General features: G+C 63.0%; 11 protein-coding genes and 1 other RNA gene. 7 read left to right on the top strand and 5 right to left on the bottom strand.

Going from position 1 to position 12,945, the window contains the following annotated elements; translation table 11 throughout:
• Positions 1–87: 87 nt before the first annotated feature.
• The 5 genes from ssrA to VIM12_RS09965 all read right to left on the bottom strand — a co-directional run bounded on the left by ssrA (position 88) and on the right by VIM12_RS09965 (position 3,600).
• Positions 88–464, bottom strand: a transfer-messenger RNA (tmRNA) gene (gene ssrA, locus VIM12_RS09985).
• Positions 465–512: 48 nt separating this feature from the next.
• On the bottom strand, positions 513–1,184 hold the full coding sequence (locus tag VIM12_RS09980; RefSeq protein ID WP_414691776.1) for an HAD family hydrolase: 672 nt from the start codon (positions 1,182–1,184) through the stop codon (positions 513–515).
• Between the two features lie 40 nt (positions 1,185–1,224).
• Positions 1,225–1,920 (bottom strand): bifunctional 2-polyprenyl-6-hydroxyphenol methylase/3-demethylubiquinol 3-O-methyltransferase UbiG, encoded by a 696-nt coding sequence (gene ubiG, locus VIM12_RS09975; RefSeq protein ID WP_331941470.1) that lies wholly within the window; start codon positions 1,918–1,920, stop codon positions 1,225–1,227.
• A 103-nt stretch (positions 1,921–2,023) separates the two neighbouring features.
• Positions 2,024–2,665, bottom strand: coding sequence for an outer membrane protein OmpA (ompA, locus tag VIM12_RS09970; RefSeq protein WP_331941566.1), 642 nt, complete (start codon positions 2,663–2,665; stop codon positions 2,024–2,026).
• A gap of 257 nt (positions 2,666–2,922) precedes the next feature.
• Positions 2,923–3,600 (bottom strand): OmpA family protein, encoded by a 678-nt coding sequence (locus VIM12_RS09965; RefSeq protein ID WP_331941469.1) that lies wholly within the window; start codon positions 3,598–3,600, stop codon positions 2,923–2,925.
• 219 nt (positions 3,601–3,819) lie between these two features.
• Here VIM12_RS09965 and gyrA point away from each other — a divergent pair, with 219 nt between their 5' ends.
• From gyrA to cmk, 7 genes are all read left to right on the top strand, one after another.
• Entirely contained in the window at positions 3,820–6,447 is a 2,628-nt protein-coding gene (gyrA, locus tag VIM12_RS09960) for a DNA gyrase subunit A (RefSeq protein ID WP_331941468.1), read from the top strand.
• Positions 6,444–7,550: a 3-phosphoserine/phosphohydroxythreonine transaminase gene (gene serC, locus VIM12_RS09955; RefSeq protein WP_331941467.1), complete on the top strand. Its 1,107-nt coding sequence runs from the start codon at positions 6,444–6,446 to the stop codon at positions 7,548–7,550. Before gyrA ends, serC begins: the two co-directional genes overlap by 4 nt.
• Before the next feature lie 67 nt (positions 7,551–7,617).
• Positions 7,618–8,694 carry a prephenate dehydratase gene (pheA, locus tag VIM12_RS09950; protein WP_331941466.1) on the top strand — a complete coding sequence of 359 codons (1,077 nt, stop codon included), beginning with the start codon at positions 7,618–7,620 and terminating at the stop codon, positions 8,692–8,694.
• A 57-nt stretch (positions 8,695–8,751) separates the two neighbouring features.
• Entirely contained in the window at positions 8,752–9,858 is a 1,107-nt protein-coding gene (hisC, locus tag VIM12_RS09945) for a histidinol-phosphate transaminase (RefSeq protein ID WP_331941465.1), read from the top strand.
• Positions 9,859–9,884: 26 nt separating this feature from the next.
• The gene (locus VIM12_RS09940; protein WP_331941464.1) at positions 9,885–10,784 is read left to right on the top strand and encodes a prephenate dehydrogenase; all 900 of its coding nucleotides are present in this window, start codon (positions 9,885–9,887) and stop codon (positions 10,782–10,784) included.
• Between the two features lie 14 nt (positions 10,785–10,798).
• Positions 10,799–12,124, top strand: coding sequence for a 3-phosphoshikimate 1-carboxyvinyltransferase (aroA, locus tag VIM12_RS09935; protein WP_331941463.1), 1,326 nt, complete (start codon positions 10,799–10,801; stop codon positions 12,122–12,124).
• 44 nt (positions 12,125–12,168) lie between these two features.
• Positions 12,169–12,846 (top strand): (d)CMP kinase, encoded by a 678-nt coding sequence (cmk, locus tag VIM12_RS09930; RefSeq protein ID WP_331941462.1) that lies wholly within the window; start codon positions 12,169–12,171, stop codon positions 12,844–12,846.
• The last annotated feature ends 99 nt before the right edge of the window (positions 12,847–12,945 follow it).

Here is a 12,945-nt window from a genome sequence, read left to right as displayed (position 1 = left end):
CGGCGTACCGGGCCGGGACGCAAGCCGGATCAGCGGCGAGCGCAAAAACGACAAAACCGCTGACGGGTCAGCGGTTTTGCGTGTTGATGGTGGAGACGGCGGGAATCGAACCCGCGTCCAGAAGCACTCTACAGACAGTTCTACATACTTAGTGCTGCCTATTGGTTTTAACCCAGCCGACGCGGACGCACACGCTTCGTCTAGGCGAGTCACCTAAGTTTAACGCTACACCAAGTGACCCGGCGTAACGCGATTCCCTGTATATGACTCTACTGCTGTTGCCAGCCCACCCCAGGGAAGAGATGGTGTAGAGCTAGAAAGTTCTTAGGTTTCTAGTGGTTTACGCTGCGAGAGCGTAAGATTCATCGTTTGCATTTAAGCATTTCCGGTTGGATTAACGAGGTAGCCAGTCCTCGGTATGCCCTGCGCTGCTTTGCAACCCCTGTCGAAACCAGGTCGTCCCCAAAACAGATGTCATTGTACCGCACCAGATGGGGCGGCGGCGTCCGGTTTCAAGGGGAAGACGGAATGATTTCAAGCAGGGATTCCGGCGTTGGCGCAATGACATCCGCGTTCCATGTCGAGGGCTCCACGTTACCGCAATAGCCCCACGCTGCAGCGACGGTCGCCATTCCCGCTGCCTTTCCGGCCTGGATATCACGCAGATCGTCACCGACGTACCAGCAATCTTCGGGCCGCACCTGAATCCGGCGAGCGGCTTCCAGCAGCGGGGCCGGGTGCGGCTTCGCGTGGGGCGTCGTATCCCCGGAGATCGTACAGGCGGCGTGTCCAAGACCGATCAGCGGGGTCAGGCGGTCGGTCAGGCGGGCGGCCTTGTTGGTGACGATACCCCAGGCAATACCCTTTTCGGCAAGCGCTGCGAGCAGCGTCTCGACCCCGTCGAACAATCGCGTTTGCACGGCGATGTTCGCTTCATAGGCTGCGAGGAATTCGATCCGCAGGGCCTCATACCCCTGGTCGTCCGGCCGCAGGCCAAACGCTGCACCGATCAGTCCGCGGGCGCCGGCAGAGGCAACCGGGCGTAGCAGTTCATATGGCGTCTCCTGCAGGCCGCGCTCTGCGCGCACGCGGTTGATGGCGCCGCCCAGATCCGGGGCGGTATCGGCGAGCGTGCCGTCGAGATCGAAGAGGACGGCGCGAGGGAAGGGCAGGGAGCTGGTCACAGGTATGGAATCACGGTTTGCTGCAAGGGGGCAAAAGCCATTAGCGCTGGCGGGTACAGGCGACAAGGTAGTTGACGTCGGTATCCTGGTTCAGCGAATAGATCTTGGTGAGCGGATTGTAGGTCATGCCCTTCAGCCCCCGAACCTCCAGTCCTGCATTGCGGGCAAATCCTGCGAGCTCCGATGGCGTGATGAACTTGGTGTAGTCGTGTGTACCGCGCGGCAGCAGGCGAAGCACGTATTCCGCACCGATGACCGCAAACAGGTAAGCCTTGGGATTACGGTTGATGGTCGAGAAGAAGACGTGGCCGCCCGGCTTCACCAGCCTTGCGCAGGCCGCGACCACTGCCGCGGGATCAGGGACATGCTCCAGCATCTCCATGCAGGTCACAATGTCATAACGCCCGGGCTCCCGGGCCGCCAGTTCTTCCGCTGCAATCAGTTCATATCGCACCTGCACGCCCGACTCCAGGCTGTGCAGGTCAGCCACCTTAAGCGCTTTCTCGGAAAGGTCGATACCGGTGACATTTGCGCCTTTCTTCGCCATCGATTCGGCAAGGATGCCGCCGCCGCAGCCGATATCTACCACGGTCTTGCCGGCGAGGGGTGCACGCGCGTTGATCCACTCAAGGCGGAGCGGGTTGATCTCATGCAGGGGACGGAATTCGGAGGTGGGATCCCACCAGCGGTGGGCGAGATCACTGAATTTTTGCAGTTCAATCGGATCGGCGTTCATGGTCGTGATGATAACGTGAATACGCGCGCCGCGTCGGACCGCCTATCCCGGCCAGCCAATAAAAAACCCCGCCGAAGCGGGGTTTTCGTGCAGTGCGGGTCGATTAGCGGTTGCGGGTGCCCACAACTTCGATCTCGACGCGACGGTTCTTCGCGCGGCCAGCGGCGGTCTTGTTGTCGGCGACCGGCTGCTTTTCGCCCTTGCCTTCGGTGTAGACGCGGTTGGCTTCAACGCCCTTGGACACCAGGTAGGCCTTGACGGCTTCAGCACGGCGCACGGAGAGGCGCTGGTTGTAGCTGTCGGCGCCGATCGAGTCGGTGTGGCCAACGGCGATCACGACTTCGAGGTTCATGCCTTGCAGCTTGGATGCCAGGTCGTCCAGCTTTGCCTTGCCGTCTGCCTTCAGGACAGCCTTGTCGAAGTCGAAGAAGGTGTCAGCAGCGAAGGTGACTTTCTCTGAAGTCGGTGCCGGAGCCGGCGCCGGTGCCGGTGCCGGAGCCGGTGCCGGTGCAGCAACCGGAGCGGCTACAGGCTTGGCGATCTCGCCATCGCAGCCGCCGACTGCATCAGCCGGGGTCCACGTACCGGTACGCCAGCACAGGCCGAACGGATCACGGGCGATCACGCCGCGTGCATCCTGCAGGTATGCGCTGTTGGGCGTCCGGGCCTGGATGTCCTGCTGAGCAAAGGCCGAGAACGACGCAACTGCGGACGCAGCAAAGACGAGTTTTGCTAATTTATTCATATTTTTCCTCTTGGTTGAGATATCCGCAGATAAACTGCGCAACAGATGACTTCAATTTTATTAGATCATTTTTCCCGCAGGTTGTTCTCCTGCAATGATCTTTTGATTAACTACATTTTGCCATACGCTTGTGCTACATCCATTACTGCTGAATCAATCGTCGTGCGTTTTTAATACTTCGTCGTTTTTCTGCAACGTGCGGTCACAAAATACTGGTGTTTTTACAGAAAAGCTGTTCTTGCGCACAATCCTGTCCGTTAATTCTTTAGCCCTCGAACTTCGATCACGACCCGGCGGTTCGGCGCGAGGCAGCGCTGCAACTGCGCGCGCGGTAACTTGTCGCTGCAGGCTTTGACGGGCTGCGATTTTCCTGCGCCGAGCAAATCGATCTGCGGGCCGATTCCTTTGCCCTTGAGGTAAGTCGCCACCGCACCGGCGCGTTGTTCCGACAGTTTCTGGTTGGCTTGCTGTGAGCCGAGCCTGTCCGCGTGCCCGGTAATCAAGATGCTCTCGACCTGGCTGCATTCGCTGACGCGGGCAACAACCTCCCGGTCCAGCTGTTGCCGCGCTGCCGGCGTAAGCGCAGCGCGACCGAAGGCGAAGGATGCATCACCGCCAAGCGTCGCAGAGAAGTCGCAGCGCGCAACCTGCCCCGGCGCAGGCGCCAGCGCCGGCGGGTTCGAGGCCACGATTGGCGGGGCAATCGGGTTCGCCACCGGAGGCAGTAGCGCGCCATCGCAGCCTGTCACGGCATCCGACGGCGACCAGGTGCCTGTTCGCCAGCACATGCCGTTTCCGCTGCGCACGACGACCCCTCGTCCATCCTGAAGATAGCTTGAGTGGGGCGTAGCCGAACGGATGTCGGTTGGCGCATTCTGGGCTGAAGCCCCGGTTCCGAGGGCTAGGGTCGCCACCAGGGCGAGATATTTGTGCATTCCCGAATCAATAAGCTGTTGCAACAATTGTCACAACGAAACATTTATTTAAACATAATTTCGGAAATCTTGCCCCACTTTCGCGCACCGCGCCTTGCCCGGTGTCCAATGGAGAGTCGGCAGGGGCTGCATGCTAGAATCCAATGTTCGGCGCCCGCTTCCTTGAAGCAGCCGCTCCTTACCCTCCTGTCAACGACAGCATAGAAGAGCCGACTCGCAATGGATCAATTCGCAAAAGAGACTATCCCGATTTCGCTTGAAGAGGAGATGCGCAAGAGTTATCTCGATTACGCAATGAGCGTGATCGTGGGTCGTGCGCTGCCGGACGTGCGCGACGGCCTCAAGCCGGTGCACCGTCGGGTCCTTTTCGCGATGCACGAGACGAACAACGTCTGGAACCGTCCCTATGTGAAGTGCGCGCGCGTCGTCGGCGAGGTGATGGGTAAGTACCACCCGCACGGTGACCAGGCAATTTACGACACGCTGGTACGCATGGCGCAGGATTTTTCGCTGCGCTACACGCTTGTCGACGGCCAGGGAAACTTTGGTTCGATCGATGGCGACAACGCCGCGGCCATGCGCTACACGGAGTGCCGCCTCGACAAGATATCGAGCGAGCTGCTGGCGGACATCGAGAAGGAGACGGTCGACTTCGTGCCGAACTATGACGGCAAGGAGAAGGAGCCGTCGGTACTGCCGACGCGGATTCCCAACCTGCTGATCAACGGCTCCTCAGGCATTGCGGTCGGCATGGCCACCAACATCCCACCGCACAACCTGACCGAAGTCGTGAACGGCGCGCTGCACGTCCTGCGCAATCCCGAGTGCTCGGTGGACGAGCTGATCGAGATCATCCCGGCGCCCGACTTCCCCACGGCTGGCATCATTTACGGCGTGTCCGGCGTACGCGACGGTTATCGCACCGGCCGCGGCCGCGTGGTGATGCGCGCCCGCACCCATTTCGAAGAGTTCGGCAAGGACAGCCGGACCGCGATCATCGTGGACGAGCTGCCCTACCAGGTGAACAAGAAGTCCCTGCTCGAGCGCATTGCGGAGCTGGTGCGGGACAAGAAGCTCGAAGGCATCTCGGACATCCGCGACGAGTCCGACAAGTCGGGCATGCGCGTCGTGATCGAACTCAAGCGCGGCGAAGTGCCGGAAGTCGTCCTCAACAATCTGTACAAGCAGACCCAGCTGCAGGATACGTTCGGCATGAACATGGTAGCACTGGTCGACGGACAGCCGAAGCTGCTCAACCTCAAGCAGATGCTCGAGTGCTTCCTGTCGCACCGTCGCGAAGTGGTGACCCGCCGCACCGTGTTCGAGTTGCGCAAGGCGCGCGAGCGGGGCCACGTGCTGGAAGGCCTGGCGGTGGCGCTGGCCAATATCGATGATTTCATTGCGATCATCAAGGCGGCGCCGACTCCGCCGATCGCAAAATCCGAGTTGATGGCGCGGGCGTGGGACTCGTCGGTGGTACGCGATATGCTTGCCCGGACCGGCGGCGACAATGCCGGTGGCATCGAGGCATTCCGGCCTGAAAATCTGCCGAAGCATTACGGCATCCAGTCCGATGGCCTGTACAAGCTGTCCGACGACCAGGCACAGGAAATCCTGCAGATGCGCCTGCAGCGTCTGACCGGCCTCGAACAGGACAAGATCGTCAATGAGTACAAGGAAGTGATGGCGCAGATCGCCGATCTGCTCGACATCCTGGCCAAGCCGGCCCGGGTGACCGCGATCATTTCCGACGAGCTCAACAGCGCCAAGAACGAATACGGAGAGGGCGCCAAGGACGTGCGCCGTTCGCAGATCGAGCTGAACGCCACGGATCTCGGCACCGAGGATCTGATCACCCCGCAGGACATGGTGGTGACGCTGTCCCACACCGGGTACATGAAATCGCAACCGGTTTCCGAGTACCGCGCGCAGAAGCGCGGCGGTCGCGGCAAGCAGGCGATGGCGACCAAGGAAGACGACTGGATCGACCAGCTGTTCATTGCCAACACGCACGATTACATCCTGTGCTTCTCCAACCGGGGTCGCCTGTACTGGCTGAAGGTGTGGGAAGTGCCGCAGGGGTCGCGCGCTTCGCGCGGAAAGCCCATCGTGAACATGTTCCCGCTGCAGGATGGGGAAAAAATTACCGTGGTGCTGCCGCTGTCGGGTGAAAACCGCACCTTCCCCGAGGACCGCTACGTCTTCATGGCCACCAGCCTGGGTACCGTCAAGAAGACGCCGCTTCCGGAGTTCAGCAACCCCCGCAAGGCGGGCATCATTGCGGTCGACCTTGACGACGGCGACTTCCTGATTGGCGCCGCGCTGACCGACGGCAAGCACGACGTCATGCTGTTCTCGGACTCCGGCAAGGCGGTCCGCTTCGACGAGAACGACGTGCGGCCGATGGGACGGCTTGCGCGCGGTGTCCGCGGCATGAACCTGGACGAAGGCCAGCAGGTGATCGCGCTGCTGGTCGCGGAGAACGAGCAGCAGTCGGTGCTGACCGCGACCGAGAACGGTTTCGGCAAGCGTACGCCGATCACGGAATACACGCGCCATGGTCGTGGCACCAAGGGCATGATTGCGATCCAGACGAGCGAACGCAACGGCAAGGTGGTGGCGGCAACGCTGGTCGAGGCCAGCGACGAGATCATGCTGATCACGACCGGCGGCGTGCTGATTCGCACCCGGGTCGCGGAGATCCGGGAGATGGGGCGCGCGACGCAGGGCGTGACGCTGATCGCGGTCGAGGACGGTACCCGCCTCAGCGGCTTGCAACGCATCGTCGAATCGGACGTCGAGGACGAGATGGGTGCTGTCGAAGGCGGAGCCACGGAGGAAGAATGACGCGCGTCTTCAACTTTTCGGCTGGCCCGGCGATGCTGCCGCAGGAAGTGCTGCAGCAGGCAGCCGCGGAAATGCTGGACTGGCAGGGCAGCGGCATGTCGGTGATGGAGATGAGCCACCGCGGCAAGGAATTCGGCGCGATCTTCGAGGCGGCAGAACGCGACCTGCGGGATCTGCTCGCCGTGCCGGCAAACTACCGCATCCTGTTCCTGCAAGGCGGCGGTATCGGTGAAAACGCCATCGTGCCGATGAACCTCGTCGGCCGAAAAGCCCAACCGGCGACGGTCGACTTCATCCATACCGGCGCGTGGTCGGGCAAATCGATCAAGGAAGCAAAGAAGTATTGCACGGTGAACGTCGCCGCCTCCGCCGAGGAGGATGGCAAGTTCCGGACAATTCCGCCGCGCGAGACATGGAAGCTCAGCCGTGATGCCGCGTATGTGCATGTATGCACGAACGAAACCATCGACGGCGTCGAATTCCAGTTTTCGCCGGATGTCGATGCCGACACCGGGGGGGCACCGCTCGTTGCGGACATGTCTTCGCACATCCTGTCGCGCCAGATCGACGTGTCCCGCTACGGCGTGATCTTCGGCGGCGCACAGAAGAACATCGGACCTGCCGGACTGACGCTGGTCATCGTACGCGAGGATCTTGTCGGCCACGCGTTGGCGATCTGTCCGTCGGCGTTCGACTGGAAGGTGGTCGCCGAAAACAACTCGATGTACAACACGCCGCCGACCTATTCCATCTACATTGCCGGTCTGGTTTTTCAGTGGCTGAAGCGGCAGGGGGGCGTGGCGGCGATCGAGCAGCGCAATATTGCGAAAGCTGCGCTCCTGTACGACTTCCTGGATTCCACCGGCTTCTACAGCAACAAGGTGGACAAGACCTGCCGTTCCCGCATGAACGTCCCCTTTTTCCTGCACGACGATCGACTGAACGACGCCTTCCTGGCGGGCGCAAAGGCGCGCGGGCTGCTGCAGCTCAAGGGACACAAGTCGGTCGGCGGGATGCGCGCGTCGATCTACAACGCGATGCCGCCGGAAGGCGTGCAGGCGCTGGTCGACTACCTGAAGGATTTTGAGAAGCAGCACGGCTAGCAGTCCGGCCGGCCCGGCCGGCGGCAATGCGCCGCGCGGCGGGCAGGCGCCGAAGGCATTGAAGAATATGAGCGACGACAAACTCAAACCCCTGCGTGAACAGATCGATGCCATCGATGCGCAGATCCTTGACCTCCTCAACCGGCGCGCGCAGGTGGCGGAGCAGGTCGGCCATGTGAAGGCAGAGACGAACGCGCCGGTATTCCGGCCCGAGCGCGAGGCGCAGGTCTTGCGCAAGGTTGCGGACGTGAACCCCGGGCCGCTGGCGAACATTGATGTCCAGACGATCTTCCGCGAGATCATGTCATCCTGCCGGGCGCTGGAGCGCCGCGTCGCCGTCGCCTATCTCGGCCCTCCCGGCACCTTCAGCGAACAGGCCGTGTACCAGCAGTTCGGGCATGCGGTCGAGGGGCTGCCCTGCGCTTCCATCGACGAGGTATTTCGGGCGACCGAGGCGGGCACGGCCGATTTCGGCGTCGTCCCGGTCGAAAACTCGAGCGAGGGAGCGATCAACCGCACCCTGGACCTGCTGCTGCAAACCACCTTGTCGATCAGCGGCGAGGTATCGATACCGGTGCATCACAGCCTGATGACCAAGACCGGCACCATGGATGGCGTGCGGCGGATCTGCGCGCATTCGCAGACGCTGGCCCAGTGCCAGGTCTGGCTCAACCTGAACTGTCCCGGCATCGAGCGGATCGCCGTCGCGTCCAACGGCGAAGCGGCGCGCATCGCTGCCGACGATCCCACCACCGCGGCAATTGCGGGCGAGATTGCCGGGGAGCGCTACAACCTCGGCGTGGTCAAGGCCCATGTGCAGGATGACCCGCACAACCGGACCCGCTTCGTGGTGATCGGCCGCATGCAGCCCGGCCCCAGCGGCAAGGACAAGACCTCGCTCGCGCTGGCGGTGCCGAACAAGGCAGGTGCCGTCTACGGCCTGCTGGCCCCGCTGGCAAGGCATGGCGTGTCGATGACGCGTTTCGAGTCGCGCCCGGCCCGCACCGGGACCTGGGATTACTACTTTTACGTGGACGTCGAAGGGCATGTCCAGGACACGAAGGTCGAGACCGCGTTCAGCGAGTTGCGGCAAAATTCGGCGTTCTTCAAGGTCCTCGGATCGTATCCTTTCAGCCTGTCTTGACCCTGTGCCGGCGCGGCCCAGGAAGCCGCGCCTGCCCCGTTTTTTATGGAACCCGCCATGTCAAATCAATTCGGCCCCGACTATGTCCGTGCAATCGCGCCTTACCAGGGCGGCAAACCAATCGCCGAGGTGGCGCGCGAATTCGGCCTGGACGAAGCCAAGATCGTCAAGCTGGCGTCCAATGAGAACCCGCTCGGCATGCCGGCGTCGGCAAGGGAAGCCATGCTCGCGGCGCTCGCCGACACCGCGCGCTACCCGGATTCCAACGGTTTCGAGCTGAAGCAGGCGATCAAGGCGAAGTACGGTGTGCCTCAGGACTGGATCACGCTGGGCAACGGCAGCAACGATATCCTCGAACTCGCGGCGCATGCGCTGGTGCAGCCGGGGCAGGCCGTGGTCTATGCGCAGTACTCGTTCGCCGTCTACCCGCTCGCCACGCAGGCGGTAGGCGGGCGGGCCATCGTGGTGCCGGCCGTGGAATTCGGTCATGACCTCGACGCGATGGCGGCCGCGATCACGGCCGATACCCGGCTGGTGTTCATTGCCAATCCCAACAATCCGACCGGGACTTTCATCCCCGCCGAGAAGATTGCGGCCTTCCTGGCGCGGGTGCCGCGCAACGTCGTCGTGGTGCTCGATGAGGCCTACAACGAATATCTTTCGCCGGACCGCCAGTATGACTCGATCGCCTGGGTGCGCGAGTATCCGAACCTGCTGGTCTCGCGCACGCTGTCCAAGGCGTATGGGCTGGCCGGGTTGCGCGTGGGCTTCGGCATTGCGCAGCCGGGCCTGACCGACCTGCTGAACCGCATCCGCCAGCCGTTCAACGTCAACTCCCTGGCGCAGGCGGCCGCGGTTGCTGCGCTCGGCGACACCGCATTTCTCGCCCGCAGCGCCAGGCTGAATGCGGATGGCTACCAGCAGCTGACGGCGGCATTCGATGCACTCGGCCTGCAGTATGTGCCATCCTGCGGAAATTTCGTGCTGGTCAAGGTCGGCGAGGACGAGGGTGCCGGCGCACGCGTGAATCTCGCATTGCTGAAGCAGGGCATCATCGTTCGCCCGGTCGGCAACTACGGCCTTCCGCAGTGGCTGCGCATCTCGATCGGCCTGCCGGAAGAAAATGCCGCATTCATCGCCGCCTTGAAGAACGTCCTGGCCTGAATTTCAACCTCCCGGGGCTGCCCATCGTGTTCAACAAGATTGCAATCTTTGGCGTTGGCCTGATCGGCGGGTCTTTTTCGCTCGCCCTCAAGTCGGCTGGCGCAGTCGGGCAGGTCGCGGGAGTGGGCCGTAGTCCGGAGGTCCTGGCGCGCGCCAAGGCACTGGGCATCGTCGACCGGACATGCGCGAACGCTGCCGAGGCGCTAGAGGACGCCGACCTGGTGCTGATCGCGGCGCCGGTTGCGCAGACCGGCGCCATCCTTTCTTCCATCGCCCCGCACTTGCGACCGGGCGTCGTGGTGACCGACGCCGGCAGCACCAAGTCCGACGTGGTCGCTGCCGCGCGCGCCGCCCTCGGCAGCAAGATCGGGCAGTTCGTGCCAGGGCATCCCATCGCCGGGCGAGAGCAGAACGGGCCCGAGGCGGCGATTGCCGACCTCTATGCCGGCAAGAAGGCGGTGCTGACCCCCTTGCCCGAGAATTTTCCTATCGACGTGGAGCGGGTGGCCGGCGCCTGGCGGCGGTGCGGCGCCATCATTCACCAGCTGAGCGCGGAAGACCACGACCGGGTGTTCGCGGCGGTGAGTCACCTGCCGCACCTGCTCGCCTACGCGTTGGTCGACGACATCGCCCGCAAGCCGCATGCCGACCTGCTGTTCCAGTATGCAGCGAGCGGCTTCCGCGATTTCACCCGGATCGCCGGCTCGTCGCCCGAAATGTGGCGCGACATTTCGCTGGCGAACCGCCCGGCGCTGCTGTCGGAGCTCGACGCCTACATCGCCCGGCTCGGCGAGGTCCGCGAGCGGTTGGCTGCGGCGGACGGCGCGGCACTGGAAACGGTATATGCGAATGCGCAGCGCGCACGCCAGGGCTGGATCAGGACGATCGAGGCCGCGGAACAACAGAACAGACAGGGCGGCGACTGAACGCTGCGAGGCCAATGAAACACTATCCCCATCATCTCGACCTGCAGCCGGCTATGCGCGTGGAAGGCGCGGTGCGGCTGCCCGGCTCGAAAAGCATATCCAACAGGACCTTGCTGCTGGCCGCGCTGGCCGGCGGCGCGACGCGTATCCACGACCTGCTTGCATCGGACGACACGCATGTGATGCTGATGGCCCTGCAGAAGCTGGGTGTGCAATGGGAACAGGTGGGGGAGACCCAGGAGTTCCTGGTGCACGGCATCGACGGGTCCCTGCCGGTGCATCACGCGGACCTGTTCATGGGCAACGCGGGCACGGCGATCCGCCCGCTGACGGCGGTGCTTGCGGTGCTCGGCGGCGATTTCACGCTGCATGGCGTGGCGCGCATGCATGAACGTCCGATCGGCGACCTGGTGGATGCCCTGAACGGCATCGGCGCCCAGATCACGTATACCGGCGAGGCCGGCTACCCGCCGCTACATATCCAGCGGGGCCGCATCCGCGCCGACAGGTTGCAGGTACGCGGCAATGTGTCGAGCCAATTCCTGACCGCTTTGCTGATGGCAGCGCCGCTGATCGCGGCAGACAGGCCGGTCACGATCGACGTGGAAGGCGAGCTGATTTCCAAGCCCTACATCGACATCACGCTCAACCTGATGGAGCGCTTCGGCGTGCGCGCCGAGCGGCACGGCTGGCAGTCGTTCACCATCGGCGCAGGCCAGAAATACCGCAGCCCGGGCGCCATCCATGTCGAAGGTGATGCGTCCTCGGCCTCGTATTTCCTTGCTGCAGGCGCGATCGCCGGCGGCCCCGTGCGGGTCGAGGGTGTCGGGCGCGGCAGCATCCAGGGCGACGTGCGCTTCGTCGAGGCACTCGAGGGGATGGGGGCGACCATTTCCATGGGCGAGAACTGGATCGAGGCACGGGCCGGTGGCGCCTTGCGTGCAATCGATGCCGACTTCAACCATATACCGGACGCGGCAATGACGATCGCCGTTGCCGCGCTGCACGCCGACGGCGTCAGCACGCTGCGCAATATCGGCAGCTGGCGGGTAAAGGAAACGGACCGGATCGCGGCGATGGCAACCGAACTGCGCAAGCTCGGCGCCACGGTGGAAGAGGGGGCGGACTTCCTTCGCATCACGCCGCCAGAACAAATCCGCCCAGCCGCAATCGATACCTATGACGACCACAGGATGGCGATGTGCTTCTCCCTTGCGACGCTCAGCGGTGCGTTGCGGGCCGGCGCGGCGCTCCGGATCAACGATCCGAAGTGCGTCGCCAAGACCTTCCCCGACTATTTCGAGGCATTCGCCCGCATCACCCGCAACGAACTGATCTGAACAGGCCGTGCGGCATTGCCGGCCATGCCGCCGCCGAAGACGCCATGACCCAGACGAACACCATTCCCGTAATCGCCATCGACGGTCCCACTGCTTCCGGCAAAGGGACGGTCGCGCATCGTGTCGCGCTCAAGCTCGGATTCCACTATCTCGACTCGGGCGCGCTGTACCGCCTGACCGCGCTGAGCGCCTTGCGCCACCAGGTCGCCCTGAATGACGAACATGCCCTGTCGAAGCTGGCAGAGCGCCTGCCCTGCCGCTTTGCCGGGGACCAGGTCTGGTTGGCGAACGAGAATGTGACTGCCGCGATCCGTGCCGAGGAAGTCGGCAATACCGCGTCGAAAATTGCCTCTTTGCCAAACGTCCGGCACGCGCTCGTCGGGCTGCAGCTCGGTTTCCGGCAGCCTCCCGGCCTGGTGGCTGACGGCCGTGACATGGGCACCGTGATCTTTCCTCACGCCAGCCTCAAGGTGTTCCTTACCGCAAGCGTCGAGGCCCGCGCCGAAAGACGGTATAAGCAATTGATTGACAAGGGTTTTCCTGCTAATATGACCAACCTTCTCAAGGATTTGAAGGAGCGCGACGAAAGGGATTCGAACCGAGCCGTCGCTCCGTTGAAACCAGCCGAGGGCGCACACACTTTGGATACTTCGCGGATGACTGCGGATGAAGCTGTCGAGCAGGTGCTCAAATGGTATGCGGCAGTGAGAAAACACGCGTGAGCGGTTGCGTGTTCCCGTAGTGCGATTGGTGCCCGCCCTGGCGCAATGCCGGTGCAGGTGTTGATGAACCTAACCCAGTACAGGACCAGAACAGACACG

Origin of the sequence: Noviherbaspirillum sp. (assembly GCF_036563305.1) — a bacterium.
Classification (GTDB): Bacteria; Pseudomonadota; Gammaproteobacteria; order Burkholderiales; family Burkholderiaceae_D; genus Noviherbaspirillum.
This window is presented reverse-complemented; position numbering and strand designations above follow the sequence as displayed.

Excerpts from the sequence above, each read along its gene's own strand:
- gyrA (WP_331941468.1), top strand. The coding sequence starts at position 3,820 with ATGGATCAATTCGCAAAAGAGACTATCCCGATTTCGCTTGAAGAGGAG.
- aroA (WP_331941463.1), top strand. The coding sequence starts at position 10,799 with ATGAAACACTATCCCCATCATCTCGACCTGCAGCCGGCTATGCGCGTG.
- VIM12_RS09965 (WP_331941469.1), bottom strand. The coding sequence starts at position 3,600 with ATGCACAAATATCTCGCCCTGGTGGCGACCCTAGCCCTCGGAACCGGG.
- ubiG (WP_331941470.1), bottom strand. The coding sequence starts at position 1,920 with ATGAACGCCGATCCGATTGAACTGCAAAAATTCAGTGATCTCGCCCAC.
- pheA (WP_331941466.1), top strand. The coding sequence starts at position 7,618 with ATGAGCGACGACAAACTCAAACCCCTGCGTGAACAGATCGATGCCATC.
- serC (WP_331941467.1), top strand. The coding sequence starts at position 6,444 with ATGACGCGCGTCTTCAACTTTTCGGCTGGCCCGGCGATGCTGCCGCAG.
- cmk (WP_331941462.1), top strand. The coding sequence starts at position 12,169 with ATGACCCAGACGAACACCATTCCCGTAATCGCCATCGACGGTCCCACT.
- ompA (WP_331941566.1), bottom strand. The coding sequence starts at position 2,665 with ATGAATAAATTAGCAAAACTCGTCTTTGCTGCGTCCGCAGTTGCGTCG.
- hisC (WP_331941465.1), top strand. The coding sequence starts at position 8,752 with ATGTCAAATCAATTCGGCCCCGACTATGTCCGTGCAATCGCGCCTTAC.